The organism is Sulfitobacter sp. HGT1 (assembly GCF_013282155.1).
Classification (GTDB): Bacteria; Pseudomonadota; Alphaproteobacteria; order Rhodobacterales; family Rhodobacteraceae; genus Sulfitobacter.
The window spans coordinates 170491-194991 of sequence record NZ_BLWI01000012.1; the positions used below are offsets into that span (position 1 = coordinate 170491).

A 24501-nucleotide genomic window follows, 5' to 3' on the forward strand; every position below is an offset into this window, starting at 1 on the left:
ATCTTCTTTAAATAGGCCGGAAGAAAACAGGAACATTAACCTGTTTGATACGTCAAAGCCCTTAGGCATATCCCCAAAGGCGCGGATTCTGCGTCAGATGGGGGTTAGACGATGGCGCGCAGTTTGCAGACAAAGCTTCTTCACTTGGGGCGCAATATTTCAAACGTCATGACTGGCCCGCCCGCCTTGGCGTTTGTGCCCGCGCTTTGCCTCTCTACCTATTGGTTCGGCGGCGAAGGGGCCTTACTGATTTGCGCGATCGCCATTCCCATCGCGTATCTTTGCCTGGGCGGATTTTACGGCACAACGAACCAGCTTTTGCTCGCCCGCGAAGGGGTGACTGGCCTGTTGCAGACCAATGCTTTCAACGACTTGGCAACCCAGGTACTTCAGAAAACGTCCGAATTCGGCTGGAAATCAGCGGTCTTTCTATTCGAGATTGAGGATTTTGCAGAATTGCAGGACCGCTTTGGAAAATCTGCGGCCGATCAGGTTCAAACGGAAATTTCAGAACGGCTGATCGCGGCCCTGCGGGACAAGGACAGCGTGGGGAAAATCGATGACGTGACCTTTGGTGTCTGCCTTGACCCCGTACGGCACCTTGACCTCGAACTGTGCATCCAGATGGCCGCCCGGTTGCAGCGGGTCTCTGAAGAACCAATTTCGATTGATGGAACAGTCATCTACGCCTCTGTTTCCGTCGGATTTTGCCAACATACACGTTCACCTGCACCAAGCGGCGAAGGCTGGCTTGCTGCCGCCGCCACGGCATTGAAAGAAGCGACGCGCCACGGACCATCGGGCATTCGCGCCTTTACTGACCGAATGGTGACCCCAACTGCCGATTTTGCAGCATTGATTGATGAGGTCGCAAGCGCATTGGAAAACGGCCAGATCATGCCGTGGTTCCAACCCCAAATATCGACGGAGACCGGCCAGATCAGTGGTTTCGAAGCCTTGGCGAGATGGTCCCACCCGACCCGCGGCACGCTGCTGCCATCGGATTTCCTGCCCGCGCTGGAACAGGCCGACCTCCTTGAACGGCTGGCGGACGTTATGATGTTTCACGCATTTTCAGCCGTTCAGTCTTGGGATGATGCAGGGCTGCACGTACCCCAAATCGGCGTGAACTTCGCCGGTTCCGAACTGAGCAATCCACTGCTGATCAAGAAAATCTGCTGGGAACTGGATCGTTTTGACCTGACCCCTGCCAGACTGGCGATCGAGGTTCTGGAGACAGTCGTGGCAAGCGCACCTGACGATATGATCACTCGCAACATAAATGCGCTTGGCGAATTGGGCTGCCGCATTGATCTGGACGATTTTGGCACAGGCCATGCCTCTATCACCTCTATCCGGCGCTTTGGCGTTAATCGCATCAAGATCGACCGCTCCTTTGTGATCAAAGCCGACCGGGATCCAGAACAGCAACGCATGATCAGCGCCATTCTTACGATGGCTGAACGCCTTGGGGTCGAAACATTGGCCGAGGGTGTCGAAACCGTCGGAGAACATGTAATCCTTGCCCAACTTGGCTGCGATCATGTTCAGGGATACGGCATCGCACATCCGATGCCCGCCGATCAAACGGTTGATTGGATCAAATCCCACAATGCCAAACTGCGCGATGTCCCGAGGATCATGAGCGGGAAAGCCTAACGTTAAAGCCGCGAACCGGGATCATTACAACAGAAGAAAGGCCGAATCCGCTTGACCTTTGGTGCTGCACTCTGTTGAACCCACGCTGATATTATTGACATCAGGTGGCGGTCATATGGACGATCAGAACAAGAATCTCATCCTAGCGACGGTCCTAAGTTTCATAGTGATCCTTGGGTGGTTTGTGTTGTTTCCGCCTCCTGAAACAGGCACCCCCGTCGACGGGGTCACAACCGAAACAGCGGCGCAAACTCCGACGGGCGCGACTGCGCCCACGGCGACTGTTCCCATCGGGACCGACACGGCGACCGTCGGCACTTCTACCGAAACCCGCGCAGACGCGCTTGAACAGGCACCACGCATTCCCGTTGAAACGGCCCGTTTGACCGGTTCGATTTCGCTTTTGGGCGGCCGGGTCGATGACCTGATGCTCAAGGACTATAAGACAACGATCGACGACGATGCGCCCATCGTGACGCTTTTGTCGCCCGCCGGGACCGAAGATGCCTATTATGCGCTTTACGGTTGGGCGGCGGGTGCCGGTATCGCCCCCGAGCAGGTTCCAGGCCCGAACACCCTTTGGTCTTTGGTCGAGGGTGAAACTCTGGCCGTCGGCAGCCCTGTGACAATGGCCTGGGACAACGGTGCCGGACAGGTCTTCTCGCGCGTGATCTCGATCGATGAAAACTATATGTTCAACATCGAACAATCCGTTGAAAACACGGCAGAAAATTCTGTCACGATGGCCCCTTACGGGATCATCGCGCGGCACGGCATTCCGACGGACGCACAGAACTTCTTTATCCTGCACGAAGGTATGGTCGCCATGAACAATGGCGAACTTCTGGAGACAGGTTGGGAGGATATCCCCGATCTTGATCCCGTGAATGGCGTCCCTTCCGAGCGTATTGACGGTGTCACGAACGGCTGGATCGGCTTTACCGGTCACTACTTCATGACCAACCTTATTCCCGATCCTGCACAGGCCTCCCGTCTGACCGTAAAATACCTGCCCAATACAGATATTTTCCAGACCGAAGCGGTCCTGCCGACACAAACGATTGCATCAGGTGCCACTGCGACGGTAACGACACAGCTGTTTGCCGGGGCGAAAGAATGGGAAATCCTGCGCGAGTACGAGGCAAAAGGCGTCTATAAATTCATCGACTCCATTGATTGGGGCTGGTTCTTTTTCCTGACAAAACCGATTTTCTGGGTATTGCATCACCTGAACCTTCTGATCGGCAACATGGGCATCGCGATTATCGGCCTGACCTTGTTGATCAAAGCCTTGTTGTTCCCGCTTGCCTATAAATCCTATGTTTCGATGGCAAAGATGAAAGAGCTTCAGCCGCAGATGGAAAAACTGAAGAAAGATGCCGGCGACGACCGTCAGAAGCTTCAGCAAAACATGATGGAACTGTACAAGCGGGAAAAAGTGAACCCCGCTGCGGGCTGCTTGCCGATTGTCATGCAAATCCCGATTTTCTTCTCGCTGTACAAGGTGATCTTTGTCACGCTCGAACTGCGCCATGCGCCTTTCTTTGGTCCCTTCCAGGATCTCAGCGCGCCTGATCCCACGTCGATCTTCAACTTCTATGGCCTGCTGCCTTGGGCATCCCCCGATGCGGGTTCGGTCATGGCGTTGGTGTTCATCGGTATCTTGCCATTGCTCTTGGGCATCTCGATGTTCTTGCAGCAAAAGCTGAACCCTGCCCCCACCGATCCAACCCAGCAGATGATCTTTGCCTGGATGCCTTGGGTGTTCATGTTCATGCTTGGTGGTTTTGCATCGGGTCTGGTCGTCTACTGGATTGCGAACAACACGATCACCTTTACCCAGCAATATCTGATCATGCGCAGTCAGGGATATAAACCAGACATTCTGGGCAACATCACCGGCGGGCTGAAACGCAAAAAAAAGACGGCTGCCAACGATACCAAGGCACCGTCCAAAGGCAAAAAGTAATGCAAGTCTGCGCCCTTTACCGGCATCCAATAAAAAGCCACGGGCGCGAGGCAATTGAACTGGTGCACCTGATCCAAGGGCAAACGATGCCCTGGGATCGGGTGTGGGCAGTGACCCACGAGGCCGCAAAGTTTGACGCGGACAACCCCGAATGGGCGAGCTGCCATAACTTCATGATCGGGTCCCGCACGCCCGGTCTTGTCGGCATCTGGGCCAAGCTGGATACGGTCAACCGCCGTGTAACCTTGACCCACCAAGATCTTGAACCGCTGACTTTCGCCCCCGATGACGCGACGGATGCCGCGCGCTTTCTTGACTGGGTCGCCCCGCTTTGCCCCGCAGATCGGGCTGCACCTACGGCGATTGTCGCGGCCCCGGATCGTGGCATGACCGACAGCCCCTACCCGTCGGTATCCATCATGAATGCAGCGTCGCATCGTGCGGTCGCCGATGCATTGGGCGTTAAGATCACCAAAGAACGCTGGCGCGGGAATATCTGGCTGGATGATGCCGCTGCCTGGGCCGAATTTGGCTGGATCGGGCGCGACATCAAGCTGGGATCGGCTGTTTTGCGGATTCGCGAACCTATCGAGCGGTGCGCCGTCACCAATACCAACCCGATCACCGGCCAGCGCGACACGGCAACTCTTGATATCCTGAACAGCGCATTTGGCCATCAGGATTTTGGCGTATATGCTGAGATCATTCAATCAGGCGACATCGCGCTTGGTGACAAAGCAGAGGTAATCTGATGCAAATTCAATTCAAAATCGCGGATGAGCCGGACGCGTTTACCGCTGAAAAGGGTCGCATGCTGTTCGCAGGCGAGACCCTGTTCGTAAAAGGCGTTGTTGCCATGGACGGCTTGCCGCCGGCTGACCGGATGGAAGTCTGCTTTGCCGGGCGGTCGAATGTTGGCAAATCGAGCCTGATCAATGCGCTGACCGGCATGAAAGCACTGGCGCGTGCGTCCAACACCCCCGGGCGCACCCAGGAAATCAACTATTTCACGGCGGGTGAAGACCATTATCTGGTCGATTTGCCCGGCTATGGCTATGCCAACGCCCCGCTGCCCGTGGTTGAGAAATGGCAACGCCTGCTCAAGCAGTATTTGTCGGGTCGGCAGACCCTGCGCCGTGCCTTTGTTCTGATCGATGCCCGCCACGGCGTCAAAAAGGTCGACGACGAAATCATGTCGTTGCTTGATAGCTCTGCTGTCACGTTTCAATGCGTTTTGACCAAAGCAGATAAGGTAAAAGAGGCGGAGCGCGCCAAGATACTGGACCAAGTGCGCGCGGCCCTGGCAAAACACCCCGCCGCCTACCCCGAGATCGTCGTTACGTCCTCGGAAAAGGGTTGGGGAATTCCTACATTGCGTGCGATCATTAGCACATTGGAATAATGTGCGTTGGTGGAAGCCTTAGGTATAGAATGAGAAAACAAGACATGAACCGCGATTGGATCGCCACGGCGCAAACCCTAAGCCAGGCTTTGCCCTATCTTCAACGTTATGCAGACGCGACAGTCGTCATCAAGCTGGGCGGCCACGCCATGGGCAGCGACGAAGCGATGGAAGAATTCGCGCGCGATGTCGCCTTGATGCGTCAGGTCGGGGTCAACCCTGTGATCATCCATGGCGGTGGCCCGATGATCAACGACATGCTCAAGCGGCTGAATATCAAGTCAGAGTTTATTAACGGCAAGCGTGTTACAGATGCCGCGACCATGGAAGTGGTCGAAATGGTTTTGTCCGGGCTTGTGAATGCGCGCATCGTGCAAGCCATCACAGCCCAAGGCGGGCGCTGTGTGGGCGTCTCTGGCAAGGACAGCGGCCTGATCATCTGCGACCAGGAAGACCCCGAATTGGGCCTTGTAGGGGCCCCTACAGAGGTTAACCCGCGTCTTTTGCGTGACCTGGCGGACAAGGGCATCATTCCGGTGATTGCGCCCCTTGGTATGGGCCGCAACGGCGAGACGTTTAACATTAACGGCGACACCGCAGCCGGCGCGATTGCGGCCGCGCTCAAGGCGGATCGCTTGTTGCTGCTGACCGATGTCGCTGGTGTGAAAAACGCGGCCGGCGAGGTTGTGACCGAACTGACCGCCGCGCAAATCCGCGAGATGATCGCGGACGGCACGATTGCGGGCGGTATGATCCCGAAAACCGAAACCGCGCTTCAAGCGATTGAAGGCGGCGTTCGCGCTGCGGTCATCCTTGACGGTCGTGCGCCCAATGCCTGCTTGCTGGAATTGTTTACCGAACATGGTGCCGGCAGTATTATCCGCCAGGGTTAAGATGAAACGTCTCATCCTCATGCGCCATGCGAAATCGGATTGGTCCGCAGGACTGTCATCCGACCATGACCGCCCCCTAAATGCCCGTGGGCACCAAAATGCGATTTTGCTGGGGGTGTGGCTCAAGGAAAAGGGGCTTCGTCCCGATACGGTCTTGTGTTCCACGGCGACCAGAGCCGTGGAAACGCTGAAGAACCTTGGGCTTGATAGCACCGTTGATGTGAAATTCATCCGCGATCTGTACCTTGCTGCCCCGGAACAGATCATGGCGCAGGTGCAGCAGGCCACTGGTGAAACGGTTCTGCTGATCGGGCATAACCCCGGCATCGCAGCCATGGCTGAAATGATCGTCAAGACGCCGCCAAACAGGGATGGCATCAGCCATTACCCGACGGGCGCAACCCTTGCTGTCACTTTTGATGTGGATGATTGGTCTGACATTGATTGGCGCATGGGCAAGATGAGCCAGATCGTCGTTCCGCGTGATTTATCTGCGCCGGAATAAAATAAGGCGGGGTCACCCCCGCCCTACTTCATGATTTAGTGACCCAAAATCTGGCTCAGGAACAGCTTGGTCCGTGGGCTTTGCGGGTTGTTAAAGAACTCTTCCGGTTCGTTCTGCTCAACGATCTGACCTTCATCCATAAAGATCACGCGGTTGGCGACCTGACGGGCAAAGCCCATCTCGTGGGTCACGCAGAGCATGGTCATGCCTTCTTCGGCAAGTTCGACCATGGTATCCAGAACTTCCTTGATCATTTCAGGGTCAAGCGCGGATGTGGGTTCATCGAACAGCATGATGCGCGGACGCATGCACAGGCTGCGCGCGATGGCCACACGCTGCTGCTGACCACCGGACAACTGACCGGGATACTTGTCAGCCTGATCGGGGATCTTAACCTTTTCAAGGAAATGCATCGCGATTTCTTCGGCTTCTTTCTTGGGTGTCTTGCGAACCCAGATCGGTGCCAGCGTGCAGTTCTCGAGGATGGTCAGATGCGGGAATAGGTTAAAGTGCTGAAAGCACATGCCAACCTCTGACCGGATCTTGTCGATGTTTTTCACATCCGACGACAACACCGTACCGTCCACTTCGATGCGGCCTTTCTGGTGCTCTTCCAATGCGTTGATGCAACGGATCAGCGTCGATTTACCCGAACCGGACGGGCCCGCGATAACGATACGTTCACCACGATATACGGTCAGATCAATATCGCGCAGCACGTGGAAAGTGCCATACCATTTGTTCATCTTCTCGATGCTGATTGCGACCTCGTCAGAGACCTTCAATGCTTTTGCTTGTTCAGCCATGATTACAGCCTTTCCTTAATGGTGGTCGGTCTGGAGTTGACGTTCCAGCCATTGTGAATATTGCGAGATGCCGTAGCAGACGACGAAGAACAACAAGGCGGCAAAGCCCCAGAGTTCCCAATAAACGCCGTTCCAATCGGTCGAAGCGAGGATCGGTCCACGGATCATCCCAACCAGATCGAACATCGAGATGATCGAGACCAGTGTGGTATCCTTGAACAGGCCCACAGCAACGTTAACGATACCCGGGATCGAGATTTTCAGCGCTTGCGGCAGGATGATCAGACGCATGGACTGCGCATAATCAAGGCCAAGGCTTTCGGCCCCTTCGTATTGGCCACGCGGCAATGCGGCCAACCCGCCCCGGATCACTTCGGCGATATAGGCCGAGGCGAACATGGTGATCATGATAATCACGCGCAGGATAAGGTCAAAGTTGGTACCCGGTGGCAGGAAGTACGCCAGAACCACGTTTGCAACAAACAGCAGGGTGATCAACGGGACGCCACGAATGAATTCGATGAAGACCACGCAGATCATCTTGATGATGGGCAGGCGGGACTGACGGCCAAGGGCCAACAAAATACCCAACGGCAAGGACAACGAGACGCAGATCACCCCGAGGATCATGTTCAGCATGAAGCCACCCATGTTCCGCGACACCACTTCCTCGAGCGCGAGGACACCTGACAGGCTGGGTGTAATGAACCCTAAGATGGTCCAGATCACCGCAGCGGCAACGATGCCACCGGCCAGACCCGCAGCAAAGCTGGTTTTCACAAGCTTGCTATAGACGGTATAGCCAACGCCGACGCTGACAAGCGCGGCCAAAGGCACAAGCAGGGACCCGCCCCAGATCAGCCAGAAGGCAACAAACGGATAGACCGCAGTAACGACCAGCAGCTTGCGTGGTGCCGACGAGAACAAGACCGGCGCGATTGCGACAAACAACAGCACAAAGGCCAGTGTCGGGCGCCAGTACCCGTCTTGCGGATATGCGATACCGAACAACAACTGGTTCCAGCGCTCGGAGAGGACCGAGAAACAGCCCCCCGCAGCGCCATCCAGCACTTCGCGGCATTCGCGGATGTTCGACGTGTTCCAAACACCCCCCAGCAACCAGGGCAGGAAGCCCGCCAAAACGACGTAGATCACGTAGAGCGATGCAAGTGTCAGGATCGTGTATGGGATCGACGAAAACAGGCTTTCGCGAAGCCATTTGACCGGGCCCTGTGCCGTGGATGGCGGTGCCGACTGGGGCAGCATCGTCTCGCGGACATAGGTAACGGTGTGGGCATGTGTATCTGACATATTACCGCTCCTTCAGGCTGACGTTGTTGTTGTAGACGTTCATGATCGCAGAAATCGACAACGAGATCGTGAGATAGAACAGCATCAGCAACAGCACGCATTCAATCGCGCGGCCCGTCTGGTTCAAGGTGATCCCGCCCAGCGTCGCCGTGATGTCGGCATAGCCAACTGCGATCGCGAGGGACGAGTTTTTGGTGATGTTCAGGTATTGCGAGATCAGCGGCGGAATGATGACGCGCAGCGCTTGCGGCAACACGACAAGGTTCATAACGCGCTTGGGACGCAGACCCAGCGACGACGCGGCCTCGGTCTGGCCTTTGGAAATCGCCTGGATACCCGCGCGCACGTTTTCAGCGATGAAAGCGCCGGTATAGACCGACAAGGCCAGCCACAGCGCGATCAACGGCGCACCGATCTGGATACCGCCCTTAAAGTTAAAGCCTTTGAGCTCGGGCATCTCCAATCCGATGGGGCTGCCCATGATAAAGAACATCAACAGGGTCGGTACGATCAGGATCGCCAAGGTCGGCCAGCCTGTCGGCAGCAGCCTGCCCGTTTCAAACAGCAGTTTGACGGCATAGCGGCGATAAAAGAAAATTGCGGCAATCGACAGGATGAAGGTCGCGACGACCAACATCGACCCCGGACCCCAAACAGGCGCAGGGATATAAACGCCACGGTTGGTAAAGGCGAAGGCGTCAAACACCATGCTGGACGTGGCATTATCACCGCGGAATGCGTTTGGTGCCGGCAGCACCGCAGTCATCAACGTGTAGATCATCAAGATCCAGATCAGCACAGGAATGTTGCGGAAGATCTCGACATAGACAGACATCAGCTTGGACACGAGCCAGTTCTTGGACAGGCGCGCAACACCGGCGATGACACCGATCACTGTGGCAGTCAGACAGGCAAGGAACGCAACAAGCAGGGTGTTGATGATCCCCACCACAGCAGCGCGCAGGTTCGACGACTGGCTGTTGTAATCAATAAGCGTCTGGTTGATATCGTAACCTGCGGGAACCCCCAGGAAATCATACGATATGTTCAGACCGGCTTCGGCTAGGTTGCGCACAAGGTTGATGCCCAAAAAGGCCATCAGCGCAATCAAAAGCAGCAAAGCGATAAATTGGAAGGTGTAGGATCTATAGCGGGTGTCGTTTAGCAACATCGACAGCCGGAACGAGCCCCGTTGAGGGTCGGACATTGTCGTCATCAGATTATCCCTGTGTTCCGGACCCATTTCTTGCGCATCATTCGATGTCTCTGGCCGGGTTTGTTAGTTGGTCTTGAAAAGCGCAAAGGGCGCGGAGAAAACTCCACGCCCTTTGGCAAGGTTCTTAGCGGAAAGGAGGCGCGTACATCAGGCCGCCGTCTGTCCACTGAGCGTTCAGGCCACGAGCCAGACCGATTGGAGTTTCTTCGCCGATGTTCTTGGCAAAGATTTCACCGTAGTTGCCCTGAGACGCGATTGCGTTCTTGGCCCATGCGGCGTCCAGACCCAGCATTTCACCCAACGTACCTTCGGTACCCAACAGGCGGGCAACTTCAGGGTTTGTTGTGCTTGCAGCCATCTCTTCGACGTTTGCGGATGTCACACCCAGCTCTTCAGCAGCGATCAGAGCGTACAGCGTCCAGCGCGTGATATCGCCCCATTCGTTGTCGCCGTGGCGTACGAGTGGGCCCAAAGGCTCTTTCGAGATGATTTCTGGCAGAATGATGTGATCGCCAGGAGCCTCGAATGTGGCACGTGTCGCGGCCAGACCGGATGCGTCAGTTGTGTATGTGTCGCATGCACCGGCAAGGTACTGCTGCTGGCCTTCGGCGTTTGTCTCGATTGGCACGGGCTCGTACGAGATGTTGTTGGAGCGGAAGAAGTCAGCGAGGTTCAGTTCGGTTGTTGTACCGGTCTGAATGCAGACAGTCGCGCCGTCCAGATCCTTGGCGGAAGAAACGCCCAGGGATTTTGGAACCATAAAGCCTTGGCCATCGTAGTAGTTCACACCGATGAAGTCGAACTTCAGGTCAACATCACGGGAGAATGTCCATGTGGTGTTGCGTGCAAGAAAGTCGATTTCGCCCGAAGCAAGCGCGGTAAAGCGTGTCTTGCCGGTTGTCGGGATGAATTCAACGGCAGCCGGATCGCCAAGAACGGCGGCAGCAACAGCGCGGCATACCGCGACGTCAAAGCCTTCCCATTCGCCGCTGGCGTTTGGTGCAGCAAAGCCGGCCAGACCGGTTGTCACACCACAGTTCAGCTTGCCGCGCGCTTTTACGTCGTCAAGTGTTGCTGCAGCAGACGCACCGGCGATAAGGCCAGCCACTGTCATCGCACCAAAAAATACGGATTTATTCATAGTTACCTCTTCCTGATTTCCGCCACGTTAATGGGCGGTTAAACCGACACCTTTTGGGTCGGAGGTTATCTTAATGGATTGATCCCATTAGTGCGACGAAGTTTGGGCGATTTAGCGCCAGAACGTCAAGGCTTTAACCCCAAAAAACAGACTGAGCCCCCTGCCCGAGCCTACATTTGCAATAATCTTCCATTACTCAGGTCAAACGCCCACTTGGCATGCAAGAAACTGTCCTTTTTGACTGCTGCCAATGCCTCGGCATCATCGTCTTTGCCCCATAATTCGGCCTGCCAGATCTCATCCAGGCGCGACATGTCCCAAAGCGAATCCATATCGCGGGCTGACATCGCGGCGGCAAACCCCAAAATAAGCGATCCTGACAGGCTGACCAGATCGTGAAACGCAGCCAGTTCAAAGGGGTCCAGTGCATGGGTGCGGCGGGTCAGATCGGCGACCACATCAGGGTCTTGGGGGACATGCATAATGCCAACGCGGGTCTGCAACCGGACGCCCAGCATTTGGTCTGCCCAGTCCAGCATCGGATCCCAGATAGCAGCCTGCCGGTCAACCAGTTCCTGCGGGCTGTCCGCGCGGTAGCACAGCAGATCACAATCGCCATACGCCGCCAGCATGTCGGCGACCTCGGCATGTTGGACAGCGACCTTGTCAATCGCGGCATTGGCAGTTTTGGTGCAGGGCATGGTCTGCGGATTGATCACGCCGTCCTGCGCCTGCCATTCTGCGGCAATCGCTTCGGCCATCTTGGCTGTCGGCAACACCAGCAATTGCTTGGCCGGCGTTTTTATCGGGCGACCGTCAAGTTCAACCGTGTAACCCCGATCAGCTTCGACAACCTGCGCGTCTTTCCAAAACCGTTTCGCTTTCCAATCACTCATTCTCAAACGCTCCAAATTTTTCTCAAGACCGCAGGTAGCTCATCGAAACGGTCAATGATGTGCCGCGCCGCAGTCAGCGCATCGCGGGTATGATAGCCCCAGCTGACGCCAATGCCCGCCACACCCGCTGCTGCGGCCATATCCATGTCATAGCTGGTATCCCCGACCATCACAGTTTGCGACGGCCCGACGCCCGTGTCAGCCATGGCCTGCAAGATCATCGACGGATGCGGTTTGGACGGGTGAAAATCCGCCACCTGTCGGGTCACGAACATGCCCTCAAGGCCATGCGCTTCGATCAGCTTGTCCAGGCCGCGTTTCGACTTGCCGGTCGCCACCCCCAACAGCATTTCGGGAATGGCCTTCAAAAGGGTCAGCCCTTCGTGCACGCCGGGGTAAAAGGGCGATGACTGCTGCGCGGGTGTCGATGCGCGCAAGGTGACATAGGCGTCTTTATAGGCCTCGACCATCGCAGCGCCGTCCGCATCGCAGATGTCCGGCACAAGCCGCGCGATCGCAACATCCAGCGACAGCCCGACGATCGACATGATCTGCGCCGGCGCAGGCAAGGTCCGCCCCGCATGGGCAAACGCCTGCGCAAAAGCGGCCAGTATATCCGATTGACTGTCAACGAGCGTCCCGTCGACATCAAAGATCACCAGCCGCAGGTCTGAGCTCACGCCCAGTCCTCCTCGAACGGGTCGGCAGGCACATCGGAGGGCGACCACTGGAACGTATCCCATGTCCGCGCCATGTGATCCGGCATTGGCGCGATCAGGTTCAGCGTAGCCTTGGTCACGGGGTGTTCAAGCGTCAGGGACCGCGCATGCAGGTGCAGCTTTTTCGAGATGTCGCCGCCCAGTTGTGCGCCCCAACCGTCGCCCATGTTTTCCTGACCGGAGCCACCGTATTTGCCGTCACCGACAATGGGGTGCCCGATCTCGGCCATGTGGGCGCGCAGCTGGTGCGTGCGGCCCGTCACCGGGATCAGCGCGACCCAACAGGTGCGCGTGCCGGCTTGCGCCAGTGTCGCATAGTCGGTCGTGGCACGTTTGGCCCCTTCGGTGGTGTCCATATCCTTGGGGTGGACACAGTACATCTTTTCGCCCTCGCCCCGCGCCCCGTGACCGAACGCCTTGACCAAGCCGAACTTGATCGTCCCGTTCTTGGGATGCGGCACGCCTGCGACGGCTGCCCAGTAGATCTTGCGGGTCTGGCGGTGCCGGAACGACGACGTCAGATCAGCCGCAATCGACCGCGTGCGCGCCATGATCAAGACACCGGAGGTATCTTTATCAAGACGGTGCACAAGCCGCGGCTTTTCATCCAGATCGAACATCAGCGCATCAGCCAAGGCATCGACATGGCGATCCGACTGGCCCGACCCGCCTTGAACGGGCAACCCCGGAGGCTTGTTCAGCGCGATGATATAATCGTCGCGGTAAATCACACACGACCGGATGAACTTGGCATCCGCGTCCGAAATCCGCGTGCGCTTTGGCGGCGGCGGGGCTTCGGTATCGGGGAGCGGCGGAATGCGAATTTCCTGCCCCACCTCCAGCCGTGTTGACGCTTTGACACGCCCGCCATTAACGCGAATGTCACCCTTGCGGCACATCTTTTCGATGCGCCCCTGACTGATCAGCGGGAACATACGTTTGAACCAGCGGTCCAACCGCTGATCCCCGTCACCCTGCTCAATGATCAGGTTTTGAACCCGGCTCATGCAAATACTCCTCTGGCCACATACAGGCCCAGCATTAATCCTAGCACCGACAGTCCGACTGACAGTGCCACATATATCCCCGCCGATGCGATCTGGCCGCGCTCGATCAATGTTACCGTTTCCAGCGAGAACGCCGAAAACGTCGTAAACCCGCCAAGAACGCCCGTCATCACAAACGGGCTGTACTGTGTCAGCCCCTTTTGCGCTGCAACGACGACGAACAGCCCCATCAGGAACGACCCCAGAATGTTCACGCCCAGCACCGCAACGGGGAAATCCTGCGGGCCGAAAGCGCGCAACACAGCGACGCCCGACAAAAATCGCAAGGACGCACCGATAGCGCCACCAATAGCCACAAGGAACAGGGATGAAATCATCTGCGGTCTCTCACGCTTTGTGCGCGGATTGTCAAGTTTTGCGCGCGCTGCGCAGCTTTTCAAAGTAATCGAGCCGCTTTTTCAAGTCGCGCTCGAACCCGCGTTCCACCGGTTGATAGAGTTGCGGCCGGTCCATCCCGTCGGGAAAATAGTTCTGCCCCGAGAACCCGTCCTCTGCATCATGATCATAGGCATAACCCGCGCCATAGCCCTGGTCTTTCATCATGCTGGTTGGCGCATTCATGATATGTTTGGGTGGCGGGGCCGACCCTGTCTGTTTTGCAGCACGGCGCGCGGATTTATAGGCCACATAAGCGGCGTTCGATTTCGGGGCCAGGGCCAGATAGGTCACAGCCTGCGCCAGCGCCAATTCGCCCTCGGGCGATCCCAACCGTTCATAGGTTTCCCATGATTGCAGGCAGATTGCCTGCGCCTGAGGATCGGCCAGCCCGATGTCTTCGACAGCCATGCGCGTGATCCGCCGCATCAGATAACGCGGGTCTTCGCCGCCCTCTAGCATCCGCGCCAGCCAATACAGCGACGCATCGGGATCAGACCCGCGCACCGATTTATGCAACGCAGAGATAAGGTTGTAATGCGCGTCGCCCCCCTTGTCGTACTGGGCGGCACGGCGCATCAAACGGCCCGACAACGCCTTGCCATCCAGCACGCCATCAACCTTCCACGCCGCAACCTGTTCGATCAGGTTCAGCAAGGCGCGCCCGTCACCATCCGCCATCTCAAGCAGGTTTTCGCGTGCAGCACTGTCCAGCGGCAAACCACGGCCCAATTCCGCCTCGGCCCGCCGGGCCAAACTCTCCAGATCGGCAAGCGGCAAGCGTTCAAGCACCAACACCTGAGAGCGGCTCAACACCGCGGCGTTCAGCTCGAAAGACGGGTTCTCCGTGGTCGCGCCCACCAACAGAATGGTGCCGTCTTCCATATGCGGCAAAAACCCGTCTTGCTGCGCCTTGTTGAAACGGTGGATCTCGTCGACGAACAGCAATGTCCCCTGACCGTTCTGCCGCCTGATCTTGGCCGCCTCGAATACTTTGCGCAATTCGGGCACGCCGCTGAAAATGGCGCTGATCTGGACAAAATGCAGATCGGTCTCATCGGCCAACAGCCGCGCAATCGTCGTCTTGCCAACGCCCGGCGGCCCCCAAAAGATCAACGATCCCAAGGACCCCGACTCCAGCATCACAGTCAACGGTGCCTCTGGCCCAAGGACCTGACCTTGCCCGATCACTTCGGCCAATGTTTTCGGGCGCAACCGGTCCGCAAGCGGGCGATGCCCCCCCTCGGTTACCGTCTCAATGCTGCCAAATAAATCGCTCAAGGATCAGATCCGAAACCGCAGCGACAACCGCTGCCCGCCGCGCTGCACAACCAGTTCGGCCTGCCGCCGCCCCTTGAATGCCTCGCGCACCTGATCGGGGGATTCGACCTCTTGACCATTCACACCCAGAATAACATCGCCGGGGCGCAAACCGACCCGCATGCCAAAGGGCCCCACGCCCATTACCGCGACCCCGGATATTTCCAGTGACAAATTCAGCTCGGCCAGTACCGCAGGATTGATCCGCGCCAGTTCCAGCCCTGGCAGCAGTTCGCGATCGCCCAAAACAAGTGTGTCGCGCGAAGGCTCTTCCGGCGCTTCGATCAGGGACACCACCAGATCGGTCTGCGCCCCATCACGCAGGCGCGTGATCACAGCCTGCTTGCCCAGCCCCGCCACGCTCATCCGGTAGATCATCTCGGCGGGGGAATGCACATCCTCACCGTCGACCGCGATAATCACATCGCCCACCCGAAACCCTGCGGCCAGAAACGGGCTGACCGGATGTAACCCCGACAGAATAATGCCGCCCGGCCGGTCCAACCCCAAGGGGGCAGCCATATCCGCATCAACGGCCTGCCCGCTCAGCCCCGCCCAAGGGCGTGCAAAACGCGTCGCACCGCTGCGCGCCTGCCCCATAAACTCTGCAACCAGATTGGCCGGAATGGCAAAACCGATGCCGTTGGACCCGCCGGAACTGGTCAGGATTGACGTGTTGATGCCGATCAGGTCCCCCTGCATATCAATCAATGCCCCGCCTGAATTACCCGGATTGATCGGCGCGTCGGTCTGGATGAAATACCCCTGCCCACCGCCGTTCATGCCCCCGGACCGCGCAAGGCCAGATACGATGCCGCTGCTGACAGTCTGCCCCACGCCGAACGGGTTCCCGATGGCCAAAGCCAGTTCGCCGACCTCGACCCCGTCACTGTCGCGTAAGGACAGAAACGGCAGGTCGGCCACATCGTCAATCTTGAGGATGGCAAGGTCGCTATCGGCATCGCTCAACATCACGCGGGCGGAAAATTCGCGCCGGTCAGCAAGGACAATACGAATGTCCGTCGCCATCCCCACCACGTGATAATTCGACACGACAATCCCGTCCTCTGACAAGATCACCCCCGACCCGAGCGAATTTTGCACCCGTGGGCGACCCGCGTCAGGGCTTTGGAAAAAGCGTTCAAAAAACGGGTCGGATTGCAGCGGCGTGCGACTGCTTTGCACAATCGTGCGCGCATAGATGTTCACGACGGCTGGCGTGGCCTCTTTCACCAAGGGCGCAAAGCTAAGCTGCATTTGCACCGCAGAGCTTGGAACAGTCTGCGCATGGACGGGCAAGGAAATCAGGGCGAGCAGGATCAGGATATATTTCATACACCAGATATGCGCAGCCATAGGTGCTTTCGCAACACCCATATTCCAAATGGTCCAAAATCCTCGCCGAAGGCATAAAAGCAAAAAGCCCCTGCGCAGGCAGGGGCTTTATAATCATCTGCAAGGCAGATGGCTTTAGTCTTCGGCAACTTCGTATGCTGCAACGCGGGCTTTGTCGCCTGCGCCTTTCGCGTCGCGGTCGCGGTCTACGAATTCGATGATCGCCATCGGTGCCATGTCGCCATAACGGAAGCCCGCTTTCAGCACGCGCACATAGCCGCCCTGACGGTCTTTGTAGCGGGGTCCAAGGATGTCGAACAATTTCGCGACATACTGGTCCTGCTTCAGCTTGCTTGCTGCCTGACGGCGCGCGTGCAGATCGCCGCGCTTGGCAAGCGTGATCATTTTTTCAATGATCGGCTTCAATTCTTTTGCTTTTGGCAAGGTTGTTTTGATTTGCTCATGTTCGATGAGCGAGCCTGCCATGTTCGAGAACAACGCCTTGCGGTGTTCATGAGTACGGTTCAGGCGGCGGTAACCACGTGCGTGACGCATTTTCTAGTCTCCAACGATATGCCCTCTACGGGCGGTTTTGCTTTGTCCGGCTGACGTGCGTAGCGCCAACTCTCCTTGGGGCCCTCGTGGCCCAGTCTTGCATGTGGTGGGGATCGCTCCCCACCGCATGAATTCTTAGAACGAATCCTCGAACTTCTTGGCGAGGTCTTCGATGTTGTCCGGTGGCCAGTCCTCGACGTCCATACCAAGGTGCAGACCCATACCCGACAGCACTTCCTTGATCTCGTTCAAGGACTTGCGGCCAAAGTTCGGCGTGCGCAGCATTTCGGCTTCGGTCTTCTGGATCAGATCGCCAATATACACGATATTGTCGTTCTTCAGGCAGTTTGCGGAACGCACGGACAGTTCCAACTCGTCTACTTTCTTGAGCAGCAGCGGGTTGAATTCCAGGCCGTCATCATCATCCTGACGCGACGCAGATTCAGGCTCGTCGAAGTTGACGAAGATGCCCAGCTGATCTTGCAGAATGCGCGCAGCAAATGCGACTGCATCGTCTGGCGTGATCGAACCGTCGGTTTCGACTTTCATCGTCAGCTTGTCATAATCCAGCACCTGACCTTCGCGGGTCGGCTGCACGTCATAAGACACTTTTTTCACTGGCGAATAGATCGCATCGATCGGGATCAACCCGATTGGCGCGTCTTCCGGTCTGTTTTTGTCCGCTGCAACATAGCCCTTGCCCGTGTTTACGGTCAGTTCCATGTAGACATCGGCACCGTCATCCAGGTGGCAGATCACGTGATCGCGGTTCAGGATCTCGATCCCGGCGCTCTCAGAGATGTCACCAGCTGTCACAACGCCAGGGCCTTTTGCAGAAATCGACAGGCGCTTTGGCCCTTCGACTTCCATACGCAAGGAAACACCCTTGAGGTTCAGAACGATGTCGGTCACGTCTTCACGTACACCAGCAACGCTGGAGAATTCGTGCAAAACGTTGTCAATCTGTACGGATGTGATGGCAGCGCCTTGCAGCGAAGACATCAGAACGCGGCGCAGCGCGTTGCCCATCGTCAAACCAAAACCACGCTCAAGCGGTTCTGCGATCACAGTCGCCTGACGTGCCGGGTCATTGCCCACCTTCACGTCCAGCTGCTGTGGTTTAATCAATTCAGCCCAATTTTTGTGGATCATACGTCCCTCCATTCTTGTCTCTTGCCCCATGTCCAAACGGCGAAGAAACTCCCGAGGTTTCAGAAAAGCAGTACGGGGCCGCACCCAACGGCACGACCCCATAAATAATATATGTCGTTAGACGCGGCGACGCTTTGGTGGGCGGCAGCCGTTGTGCGCCATTGGCGTCACGTCACGGATCGATGTGATGTTGAAACCCGCAGCGGCCAAAGCACGCAATGCGCTTTCGCGACCCGAACCCGGGCCTTGCACTTCGACTTCCAGCGTTTTCACGCCGTGATCCTGGGCTTTCTTGCCCACATCTTCTGCTGCCATCTGGGCTGCGTAAGGTGTCGATTTACGCGACCCTTTGAAACCCATTGTGCCTGCCGAAGACCATGCAATCGCATTGCCCTGAACGTCAGAGATCAGAATTTTTGTGTTGTTGAAGGAGCTGTTAACATGCGCCACACCTGCGGCGATGTTCTTGCTGACCTTACGCTTTGTTTTTGTCTTTTCGCGTGCCATTGATCAGACCCCCTTATTTCTTCTTACCAGCAATGGCCTTTGCAGGGCCTTTGCGAGTGCGAGCGTTGGTGTGGGTGCGTTGACCACGAACCGGCAGGTTACGACGGTGACGCAGGCCACGGTAGCAACCAAGGTCCATCAGACGCTTGATGTTCATCTGTGTCTCGCGACGCAGGTCGCCTTCAACAGAGAAGTTTTCGTCGATGTATTCACGGATCTTCAGGATTTCTGCATCCGAAAGTTCGTTGATACGACGGGTGATGTCGATGCCAACAGCTTCGCAGATTTGCGCAGCCGAAGAGTTACCGATACCAGTGATATATGTGAGGGCGATTGGAACCCGCTTTGCAGTCGGGATGTTTACGCCGGCAATACGTGCCACGTGTGCTATTCCTTTTTCGTTGCGGGTCCGTGATACCAGACCCTTTTTTCACAACGTGAAGCCCGAGGCGTTTCTTGCCATCGGGCTGCAGCTGATCAGGTGTTCTTGCGCAGAGCGTGATCGGTGCCCTTTTGCAATTCGATTCTCATACGAGATACGGCTGGTTATTGCCATTTCCAACAAGCGTCAACCCACGATTGGACATGTGACCCGCATTGAAGCGGTTGTTCGTCAATCGCGCCTGAAAAATGTTGTTAAACAAATAGAAAACGGCACCCGTGCGATGCAGGGGTGCCGTTTTCCGAATGCTGGTAGAACGTGCCGATCAGGCGTCCAGAATGGCCGCGATGCTGGCCTGAACCACGTTGATATCGGCCAGACCATCGACCCGCTTGAGCAGATCATGGGCGTAGTAATAGCCCAACAGCGGCGATGTCTTTTTGTAGTATTCCATCAAACGGTTGCGCAGGCTTTCTTCGTTATCGTCAGCCCGGCGTTTGAAATCAGTTGAACCGCATTTGACGCATTTGCCGTCAGCAGGCTGTGGCTTTGTCTCGTCGTGATAGACTTCGCCGCAATTACCGCAGGTCGACCGGCCGGAAATACGTTTGACCAGCGCCTCGTCGTTCACCCGCAATTCGATCACATGATCAAGCGGCTTGCCCGTTGCTTTCAACAGCTCGCCCAATGCGGTGGCCTGGGCCAGCGTCCGTGGGAAACCGTCAAAGATAAAGCCGCCGTGTTCGGACGTGTCTTCCAGCTTTTCCCGGATCAGACCGATCACGATCTCGTCGGTGACCAGATCGCCGCGCGCCATAACCTCGGCAACCATCTTGCCCATCTCGGTGCCGCTGTCTTTCGCTTCACGCAGCATGTCGCCGGTGGAAAGTTGCACCATATTGCGGGTCTCAACCAAGTGACGCGCCTGTGTTCCTTTGCCCGCTCCGGGCGGTCCAAGCAGAATAATGTTCATTTACGTGCCGGGCTCCGTTTTTTGCGGGATTTGCCTGTTTTGCCACGCAACTGCGAGCGCTCAAGCAACCCCTCGTATTGATGTGCAAGCAGGTGGCTTTGCACTTGTTGAATTGTATCCATGGTCACCGACACAACAATCAAAACCGAAGTACCACCAAAGTAGAAAGGAATGGCGAACTGACCCCGAAGAATTTCAGGAAGAATACAGACCGCTGCCAAATACGCAGCCCCGAGCACCAGAATACGGTTTACAACGTACTCAAGATATTCGGCTGTTTTCTTGCCTGGACGGATACCCGGGACAAAACCGTTCTGATTTTTCAGGTTATCGGCAACTTCGTCAGGCTTGAAGCTGACGTTGAAGGTATAGAAATACGCAAAGAACACGATCATCGCGACAAAGAACAGCAGGTAAAGCGGCTGCCCTGGCCCGAAGTTTGCCAGCAAGACCGACATGATCGGCCCTGTGGAATTCCCCGAGAACGTGCTGATCGTCACCGGCAGCAACAAAAGCGAGCTGGCGAAGATCGCAGGGATAACACCAGCTGGGTTAACCTTAACTGGCAGGTGCGAGGACCCGCCGTCATACATCTTTTGGCCAACTTGGCGGCGCGGGTACTGGATATGGATCTTGCGCAGGGCGCGCTCCATGAAGACCACGAACATGATCGTCACAATGACCATCACCAACACCGCAACGATCACCGCAGGGCTGATCGCGCCGGAACGACCCGACGAGAAGAACTGAGCAATGGCTGCAGGAACTTCGGCGATGATGCCCACAAAGATGATCAGCGAAATGCCGTTACCGATGCCGCGTGCGGTGATTTGCTCGCCCAGCCACATCAGGAACATGGTGCCGCCCACCAACGTAATCATACAAGCGAGACGGAAATACATGCCCGGATCGGCGGCAATGTCGCCTGCCTCAAGCGACACAGCCAGCCCGTAGGCCTGCAAGGTCGCCAAAGCCACAGTACCGAACCGTGTATATTGGTTGATCTTCTTGCGCCCCTGCTCGCCCTCTTTCTTGAGCTGCTCAAGCGCGGGAACCATCGAGGTCATCAACTGAACGATGATCGATGCCGAGATGTAAGGCATGATACCGAGGGCGAAAATGCCCATACGGCCAAGCGCACCACCGGTGAACATCGAAACCATACCGCCAATGCCTTGACCTGCGCTTTCCATGAACTGGCGCAGGGCGCTGCCGTCAATGCCGGGAACCGGAATAAACGTGCCAAGGCGATAAACGATCAGCAAACCGAGGGTGAATAGAATCCGGTTGCGAAGGTCTGTCGCCTTGCCCAACGCGGACCAACTGGTGTTGGCGGCCATGCTTTCGACGGCTGATACCATGATTAGGGCTCTTTCTTTGCAAAAACGCCGCCCGAGCCGTTTTCCGGCGGGCGGCATTTGGGAAAACTCGATTGTCTATGTAAGCGGGACGCAGCCCGCTCACAAGGCAAAAGGGTTTGGTTACGCGTCTGCGTTCGCCGCGGCAGGTGCTGTGACGGTCAATTTGCCGCCCGCTTTCTCTACTGCTTCGATTGCGGACTTGGACGCACCAGTGACTTGAAGGTCAACTTTGGTAGTCAAGTCGCCCTTTGCCAGAACGCGGATACCGTCCAGCTTGCGACGTACCAGACCCGAAGAAATCAGCGCGTCTTCGGTGATCGCAGCAGCGCCGTCGATCTTTTTCGCGTCGATGAATTTCTGGATCAGACCAAGGTTCACAACAGCGTAGGATTTGCGGTTCGGCTTGGTAAAGCCGCGCTTTGGCAGACGCTGGTACAATGGCATCTGACCGCCTTCGTACCCGTTGATCGCTACACCCGAACGGGATTTCTGACCTTTGATACCACGGCCACCCATTTTACCGGTGCCGGAACCAGGACCACGGCCAACGCGCTTGCGTGGTTTCGTTGCACCTGGGTTGTCTGAAAGTTCATGCAGTTTCATGTCGCTTCTCCTTTTGCCGGATGTGGCCCCCAGCGACGGGAGCGGCCAAACGCGGCGTTTCATGATTCTTGTGGCGGATTGGTGGCCACTGGGGGCGTATAGCCACCCCCAGCAGAGTTATCAAGTCACGACTGTCGACTATCGCCGTCTTGGCCATTTTGGCACGGCCCCCCCGATGTCAGGCTCCAAGCGCGCTCTTCTAGTGGCAATGCACCGGCTTGGACCCGCCATGACAGCACTGACCCGGAGGAGACGACTTTCTGCAGCCACCACCATGTTCGATAACCGTCTGGCTTATACCGACGGTTACGAAGGACGAGGCGCTGACGGGGAGGCTAATAACATTGAGTAAAACGAAGACGGAAAACGGTTTGAGAATAAGTTTCATAATAATTCCATGAACAAATAGGTGCGTCGAAAGAGAGCGCACTTCTCAAGCGTTAACCTCTTGCTAACTATTGTCCATGTAAAAACGCCCCGCAGTTTCCCGCGAGGCGCTTAATTCAAGATGGGTTACACCCATCCGACTGCAAATTGGTGAGGTGGGCTAAACCCACCGCCAACTCAGCCCTTTTCTTCGAGGATCTCTACCATGTGAGAGATCTTGCGGATCATGCCGCGTACGGAAGGTGTGTCTTCCAGTTCGCGTACACGGTGCATTTTGTTCAGACCCAGACCGATCAACGTAGCGCGCTGGTCGGCGGGGCGGCGGATTGGCGAACCAACCTGCTTGATTACAATAGTCTTAGCCATGCTTATGCCTCCTCAGCCACTTGTGCGGACGATTCAACATGGTCCTCACGCTTGGGCAGAATATCCGCAACTTTCTTGCCGCGACGCTGTGCAACAGAGCGAGGCGAAGATTCTTTACGCAGACCGTCCATCGTGGCGCGGATCATGTTGTAAGGGTTCTGCGAACCGATGGACTTGGACACAACGTCCTTGATGCCCAGCATTTCGAAAACGGCACGCATTGGACCACCGGCGATGATACCGGTACCTTCTGGTGCTGTACGCATAACCACTTTACCGGCGCCGTGACGGCCTTCCATGTCGTGGTGCAATGTACGGCCTTCGCGCAGCTGAACGCGGATCATTTGGCGCTTCGCTTGCTCGGTGGCTTTGCGAATGGCTTCAGGAACCTCTTTCGCTTTACCTTTACCAAAGCCTACGCGGCCTTTTTGGTCACCAACAACGACAAGTGCGGCGAAGCCAAAACGCTTACCACCCTTAACGGTCTTGGAAACACGGTTGATCGCCACTAGGCGGTCGGCGAATTCTGGAGTCTCTTCGCGCTGGTTGCGGCGATTGCCACCCCGGTTGTCATCTCTTGCCATGCGGCATCATCCTTTTGGTACGGCGCAAGCGCCTTTCTTGGTCAATCCTGGTGGGTCTGAGCGACCCCCGGATCATCGAGGCGGCACATCGCGTGCCGCCTGCGCTGTCTTAGATTTTCAGACCGCCTTCGCGGGCTGCATCGGCCAAAGCTTTGACTTTGCCGTGGAACAGGAAACCACCACGGTCAAAATAGGCTTCGGTTACACCAGCTTTGATGGCGCGGTCGGCAATTGCCGTCCCGACCTTTGTCGCTGCTTCGATGTTGTTCTTGCCAACAACACCCAAATCTTTTTCGAGCGTCGAAGCGGAAGCCAATGTGACCCCGTTTACGTCGTCGATCAGCTGGGCGCTGATGTTTTTGTTCGAACGGTGAACCGAAAGGCGAAGACGCCCTGCGTTGACCCGACGAAGTTTGTTCCGAACGCGCAGGCGGCGTTTCAGAAACAGTTGTCTTTTGCTGTTTGCCATCTGAGCTATCCTTACTTCTTCTTGCCTTCTTTGCGGAAGACGAACTCACCTTTATAGCGGATACCTTTGCCCTTATAGGGCTCGGGTTTGCGCCATTGGCGGATGTTCGCGGCGACTTGACCAACAAGCTGTTCGTCAATGCCTTCTACCACAATCTCGGTCTGTTTCGGTACCGTGACGGTCACACCGGCTGGCGGTATGTAGTCTACGTCGTGCGACAGGCCCAGGTTCAGTTTCAACGAGTTGCCAGTCATGGCAGCACGATAACCAACACCTTGGATCTCAAGCTCTTTCTTGAAACCTTCGGTGACACCTGTAACCAAGTTGCCAACCATAGTGCGGCTCATGCCCCACTGCTGGCGTGCGCGCTTGGACTTGCCACGTGGTGTAATTGTTACCACGTTGTCTTCGACAGTCATTGTAACGTCGTCAGTTGCTTTAAAGGTACGTGTACCCTTTGGGCCTTTGACTTCGATGGTCTGACCGCTGACCGATGCAGAAACACCGTTGGGCAGGTCGACCGGTTTTTTACCAATACGAGACATTTT

At 56.5% G+C, this 24501-nt stretch carries 27 protein-coding genes; 6 read left to right on the forward strand and 21 right to left on the reverse strand.

The features are described from left to right. The first annotated feature begins 111 nt into the window (after window positions 1-111). From HGT1_RS14220 to HGT1_RS14245, 6 genes are all read left to right on the forward strand, one after another. The gene (locus tag HGT1_RS14220) at window positions 112-1659 is read left to right on the forward strand and encodes a bifunctional diguanylate cyclase/phosphodiesterase (protein ID WP_176250620.1); all 1548 of its coding nucleotides are present in this window, start codon (window positions 112-114) and stop codon (window positions 1657-1659) included. Window positions 1660-1774: 115 nt separating this feature from the next. After that, window positions 1775-3628 carry a membrane protein insertase YidC gene (gene yidC / locus HGT1_RS14225; protein WP_176250621.1) on the forward strand — a complete coding sequence of 618 codons (1854 nt, stop codon included), beginning with the start codon at window positions 1775-1777 and terminating at the stop codon, window positions 3626-3628. Further along, complete coding sequence (locus HGT1_RS14230; RefSeq protein WP_176250622.1) at window positions 3628-4380, forward strand: MOSC domain-containing protein; 753 nt, start codon at window positions 3628-3630, stop codon at window positions 4378-4380. The genes yidC and HGT1_RS14230 overlap by 1 nt, the downstream gene beginning before the upstream one ends. Continuing rightward, window positions 4380-5030 carry a ribosome biogenesis GTP-binding protein YihA/YsxC gene (gene yihA / locus HGT1_RS14235; RefSeq protein WP_176250623.1) on the forward strand — a complete coding sequence of 217 codons (651 nt, stop codon included), beginning with the start codon at window positions 4380-4382 and terminating at the stop codon, window positions 5028-5030. The genes HGT1_RS14230 and yihA overlap by 1 nt, the downstream gene beginning before the upstream one ends. 29 nt (window positions 5031-5059) lie before the next feature. Further along, window positions 5060-5923: an acetylglutamate kinase gene (argB, locus tag HGT1_RS14240; RefSeq protein WP_176250624.1), complete on the forward strand. Its 864-nt coding sequence runs from the start codon at window positions 5060-5062 to the stop codon at window positions 5921-5923. A gap of 1 nt (window position 5924) precedes the next feature. After that, window positions 5925-6428 (forward strand): histidine phosphatase family protein, encoded by a 504-nt coding sequence (locus tag HGT1_RS14245; RefSeq protein ID WP_176250625.1) that lies wholly within the window; start codon window positions 5925-5927, stop codon window positions 6426-6428. 35 nt (window positions 6429-6463) lie between these two features. Here HGT1_RS14245 and HGT1_RS14250 read toward each other — a convergent pair whose 3' ends face one another. From HGT1_RS14250 to rplF, 21 genes are all read right to left on the reverse strand, one after another. Continuing rightward, the gene (locus HGT1_RS14250; RefSeq protein ID WP_176250626.1) at window positions 6464-7234 is read right to left on the reverse strand and encodes an amino acid ABC transporter ATP-binding protein; all 771 of its coding nucleotides are present in this window, start codon (window positions 7232-7234) and stop codon (window positions 6464-6466) included. A gap of 15 nt (window positions 7235-7249) precedes the next feature. Continuing rightward, window positions 7250-8545 (reverse strand): amino acid ABC transporter permease, encoded by a 1296-nt coding sequence (locus HGT1_RS14255; protein ID WP_176250627.1) that lies wholly within the window; start codon window positions 8543-8545, stop codon window positions 7250-7252. A gap of 1 nt (window position 8546) precedes the next feature. After that, window positions 8547-9761, reverse strand: a complete 1215-nt coding sequence (locus HGT1_RS14260) for an amino acid ABC transporter permease (protein ID WP_176250628.1) — start codon at window positions 9759-9761, stop codon at window positions 8547-8549. A gap of 124 nt (window positions 9762-9885) precedes the next feature. Next, a complete protein-coding gene (locus HGT1_RS14265) occupies window positions 9886-10902 on the reverse strand; it encodes an amino acid ABC transporter substrate-binding protein (protein ID WP_176250629.1) in 1017 nt (338 codons plus the stop codon). A 170-nt stretch (window positions 10903-11072) separates the two neighbouring features. Next, on the reverse strand, window positions 11073-11798 hold the full coding sequence (locus HGT1_RS14270) for an ATP12 family chaperone protein (RefSeq protein WP_176250630.1): 726 nt from the start codon (window positions 11796-11798) through the stop codon (window positions 11073-11075). 2 nt (window positions 11799-11800) lie between these two features. Next, on the reverse strand, window positions 11801-12478 hold the full coding sequence (locus HGT1_RS14275; RefSeq protein ID WP_176250631.1) for an HAD-IA family hydrolase: 678 nt from the start codon (window positions 12476-12478) through the stop codon (window positions 11801-11803). Further along, on the reverse strand, window positions 12475-13524 hold the full coding sequence (locus HGT1_RS14280; RefSeq protein WP_176250632.1) for an RluA family pseudouridine synthase: 1050 nt from the start codon (window positions 13522-13524) through the stop codon (window positions 12475-12477). The genes HGT1_RS14275 and HGT1_RS14280 overlap by 4 nt, the downstream gene beginning before the upstream one ends. Then, complete coding sequence (gene crcB, locus HGT1_RS14285) at window positions 13521-13901, reverse strand: fluoride efflux transporter CrcB (protein WP_176250633.1); 381 nt, start codon at window positions 13899-13901, stop codon at window positions 13521-13523. The genes HGT1_RS14280 and crcB overlap by 4 nt, the downstream gene beginning before the upstream one ends. Window positions 13902-13932: 31 nt before the next feature. Continuing rightward, window positions 13933-15240 (reverse strand): replication-associated recombination protein A, encoded by a 1308-nt coding sequence (locus HGT1_RS14290; RefSeq protein WP_176250634.1) that lies wholly within the window; start codon window positions 15238-15240, stop codon window positions 13933-13935. A 3-nt stretch (window positions 15241-15243) separates the two neighbouring features. Continuing rightward, the gene (locus tag HGT1_RS14295; protein WP_176250828.1) at window positions 15244-16614 is read right to left on the reverse strand and encodes a trypsin-like peptidase domain-containing protein; all 1371 of its coding nucleotides are present in this window, start codon (window positions 16612-16614) and stop codon (window positions 15244-15246) included. A gap of 135 nt (window positions 16615-16749) precedes the next feature. Then, window positions 16750-17169: a 50S ribosomal protein L17 gene (gene rplQ / locus HGT1_RS14300; protein WP_176250635.1), complete on the reverse strand. Its 420-nt coding sequence runs from the start codon at window positions 17167-17169 to the stop codon at window positions 16750-16752. A gap of 135 nt (window positions 17170-17304) precedes the next feature. After that, window positions 17305-18321: a DNA-directed RNA polymerase subunit alpha gene (locus tag HGT1_RS14305; protein ID WP_176250636.1), complete on the reverse strand. Its 1017-nt coding sequence runs from the start codon at window positions 18319-18321 to the stop codon at window positions 17305-17307. A gap of 117 nt (window positions 18322-18438) precedes the next feature. After that, window positions 18439-18828 (reverse strand): 30S ribosomal protein S11, encoded by a 390-nt coding sequence (rpsK, locus tag HGT1_RS14310; protein ID WP_008226467.1) that lies wholly within the window; start codon window positions 18826-18828, stop codon window positions 18439-18441. Window positions 18829-18841: 13 nt separating this feature from the next. Beyond that, window positions 18842-19210, reverse strand: coding sequence for a 30S ribosomal protein S13 (gene rpsM / locus HGT1_RS14315; RefSeq protein ID WP_176250637.1), 369 nt, complete (start codon window positions 19208-19210; stop codon window positions 18842-18844). A 325-nt stretch (window positions 19211-19535) separates the two neighbouring features. Next, on the reverse strand, window positions 19536-20183 hold the full coding sequence (locus HGT1_RS14320; protein ID WP_176250638.1) for an adenylate kinase: 648 nt from the start codon (window positions 20181-20183) through the stop codon (window positions 19536-19538). After that, window positions 20180-21544: a preprotein translocase subunit SecY gene (secY, locus tag HGT1_RS14325; protein ID WP_176250639.1), complete on the reverse strand. Its 1365-nt coding sequence runs from the start codon at window positions 21542-21544 to the stop codon at window positions 20180-20182. The genes HGT1_RS14320 and secY overlap by 4 nt, the downstream gene beginning before the upstream one ends. A 120-nt stretch (window positions 21545-21664) precedes the next feature. Then, entirely contained in the window at window positions 21665-22147 is a 483-nt protein-coding gene (rplO, locus tag HGT1_RS14330; RefSeq protein WP_176250640.1) for a 50S ribosomal protein L15, read from the reverse strand. Window positions 22148-22711: 564 nt separating this feature from the next. After that, the gene (rpmD, locus tag HGT1_RS14335; protein ID WP_093917651.1) at window positions 22712-22900 is read right to left on the reverse strand and encodes a 50S ribosomal protein L30; all 189 of its coding nucleotides are present in this window, start codon (window positions 22898-22900) and stop codon (window positions 22712-22714) included. Window positions 22901-22902: 2 nt separating this feature from the next. Continuing rightward, window positions 22903-23484 carry a 30S ribosomal protein S5 gene (gene rpsE, locus HGT1_RS14340; RefSeq protein ID WP_176250641.1) on the reverse strand — a complete coding sequence of 194 codons (582 nt, stop codon included), beginning with the start codon at window positions 23482-23484 and terminating at the stop codon, window positions 22903-22905. A 109-nt stretch (window positions 23485-23593) separates the two neighbouring features. Then, on the reverse strand, window positions 23594-23953 hold the full coding sequence (rplR, locus tag HGT1_RS14345) for a 50S ribosomal protein L18 (RefSeq protein WP_176250642.1): 360 nt from the start codon (window positions 23951-23953) through the stop codon (window positions 23594-23596). A gap of 11 nt (window positions 23954-23964) precedes the next feature. Further along, on the reverse strand, window positions 23965-24498 hold the full coding sequence (gene rplF / locus HGT1_RS14350; protein ID WP_176250643.1) for a 50S ribosomal protein L6: 534 nt from the start codon (window positions 24496-24498) through the stop codon (window positions 23965-23967). Between the last annotated feature and the right edge of the window lie 3 nt (window positions 24499-24501).

Excerpts from the sequence above, each read along its gene's own strand:
- HGT1_RS14220 (WP_176250620.1), top strand. The coding sequence starts at position 112 with ATGGCGCGCAGTTTGCAGACAAAGCTTCTTCACTTGGGGCGCAATATT.
- yidC (WP_176250621.1), top strand. The coding sequence starts at position 1,775 with ATGGACGATCAGAACAAGAATCTCATCCTAGCGACGGTCCTAAGTTTC.
- HGT1_RS14230 (WP_176250622.1), top strand. The coding sequence starts at position 3,628 with ATGCAAGTCTGCGCCCTTTACCGGCATCCAATAAAAAGCCACGGGCGC.
- yihA (WP_176250623.1), top strand. The coding sequence starts at position 4,380 with ATGCAAATTCAATTCAAAATCGCGGATGAGCCGGACGCGTTTACCGCT.
- argB (WP_176250624.1), top strand. The coding sequence starts at position 5,060 with ATGAGAAAACAAGACATGAACCGCGATTGGATCGCCACGGCGCAAACC.
- HGT1_RS14245 (WP_176250625.1), top strand. The coding sequence starts at position 5,925 with ATGAAACGTCTCATCCTCATGCGCCATGCGAAATCGGATTGGTCCGCA.
- HGT1_RS14250 (WP_176250626.1), bottom strand. The coding sequence starts at position 7,234 with ATGGCTGAACAAGCAAAAGCATTGAAGGTCTCTGACGAGGTCGCAATC.
- HGT1_RS14255 (WP_176250627.1), bottom strand. The coding sequence starts at position 8,545 with ATGTCAGATACACATGCCCACACCGTTACCTATGTCCGCGAGACGATG.
- HGT1_RS14260 (WP_176250628.1), bottom strand. The coding sequence starts at position 9,761 with ATGACGACAATGTCCGACCCTCAACGGGGCTCGTTCCGGCTGTCGATG.
- HGT1_RS14265 (WP_176250629.1), bottom strand. The coding sequence starts at position 10,902 with ATGAATAAATCCGTATTTTTTGGTGCGATGACAGTGGCTGGCCTTATC.
- HGT1_RS14270 (WP_176250630.1), bottom strand. The coding sequence starts at position 11,798 with ATGAGTGATTGGAAAGCGAAACGGTTTTGGAAAGACGCGCAGGTTGTC.
- HGT1_RS14280 (WP_176250632.1), bottom strand. The coding sequence starts at position 13,524 with ATGAGCCGGGTTCAAAACCTGATCATTGAGCAGGGTGACGGGGATCAG.
- crcB (WP_176250633.1), bottom strand. The coding sequence starts at position 13,901 with ATGATTTCATCCCTGTTCCTTGTGGCTATTGGTGGCGCTATCGGTGCG.
- HGT1_RS14295 (WP_176250828.1), bottom strand. The coding sequence starts at position 16,614 with ATGAAATATATCCTGATCCTGCTCGCCCTGATTTCCTTGCCCGTCCAT.
- rplQ (WP_176250635.1), bottom strand. The coding sequence starts at position 17,169 with ATGCGTCACGCACGTGGTTACCGCCGCCTGAACCGTACTCATGAACAC.
- HGT1_RS14305 (WP_176250636.1), bottom strand. The coding sequence starts at position 18,321 with ATGATCCACAAAAATTGGGCTGAATTGATTAAACCACAGCAGCTGGAC.
- rpsK (WP_008226467.1), bottom strand. The coding sequence starts at position 18,828 with ATGGCACGCGAAAAGACAAAAACAAAGCGTAAGGTCAGCAAGAACATC.
- HGT1_RS14320 (WP_176250638.1), bottom strand. The coding sequence starts at position 20,183 with ATGAACATTATTCTGCTTGGACCGCCCGGAGCGGGCAAAGGAACACAG.
- secY (WP_176250639.1), bottom strand. The coding sequence starts at position 21,544 with ATGGTATCAGCCGTCGAAAGCATGGCCGCCAACACCAGTTGGTCCGCG.
- rplO (WP_176250640.1), bottom strand. The coding sequence starts at position 22,147 with ATGAAACTGCATGAACTTTCAGACAACCCAGGTGCAACGAAACCACGC.
- rpmD (WP_093917651.1), bottom strand. The coding sequence starts at position 22,900 with ATGGCTAAGACTATTGTAATCAAGCAGGTTGGTTCGCCAATCCGCCGC.
- rpsE (WP_176250641.1), bottom strand. The coding sequence starts at position 23,484 with ATGGCAAGAGATGACAACCGGGGTGGCAATCGCCGCAACCAGCGCGAA.
- rplR (WP_176250642.1), bottom strand. The coding sequence starts at position 23,953 with ATGGCAAACAGCAAAAGACAACTGTTTCTGAAACGCCGCCTGCGCGTT.
- rplF (WP_176250643.1), bottom strand. The coding sequence starts at position 24,498 with ATGTCTCGTATTGGTAAAAAACCGGTCGACCTGCCCAACGGTGTTTCT.